This is a genomic window from Streptomyces sp. CO7, from assembly GCF_053474865.1.
Window position 1 is genome coordinate 1 of sequence record NZ_JBRIOU010000150.1, and the last position, 394, is coordinate 394.

Annotated in this window: 1 pseudogene; it reads left to right on the forward strand. The window is 71.1% G+C overall.

Annotated features, from left to right (window positions below):
• A pseudogene (locus ACOV8S_RS31525) lies at positions 1-394 on the forward strand (alpha/beta hydrolase); the annotation flags it as partial.

The following is a 394-nucleotide window of genomic DNA, read 5'->3' on the forward strand; positions in this document are numbered from 1 at the left end:
ACCTACGCCGGCCTGTTCCCGGACCGGGCGGGCCGCCTGGTCCTGGACGGCGCGATGGACCCCTCCCTGCCCGCGCGCCGCCTGAACCTGGAGCAGACGGCCGGCTTCGAGACGGCGTTCCAGTCCTTCGCCAAGGGCTGCGTGAAACGGCCCGACTGCCCCCTCGGCGACAAGAACACCACCCCCGACCAGGTCGGCAAGAACCTCAAGGCGTTCTTCGACGACCTGGACGCCGAGCCGATCCCCACCGGGGACGCCGACGGCCGTCGGCTCACCGAATCCCTCGCCACCACCGGCGTGATCGCCGCGATGTACGACGAGGGCGCCTGGCAGCAGTTGCGCGAGTCCCTGACCTCGGCGATGAAGGAGAAGGACGGCGCCGGTCTGCTGGTGC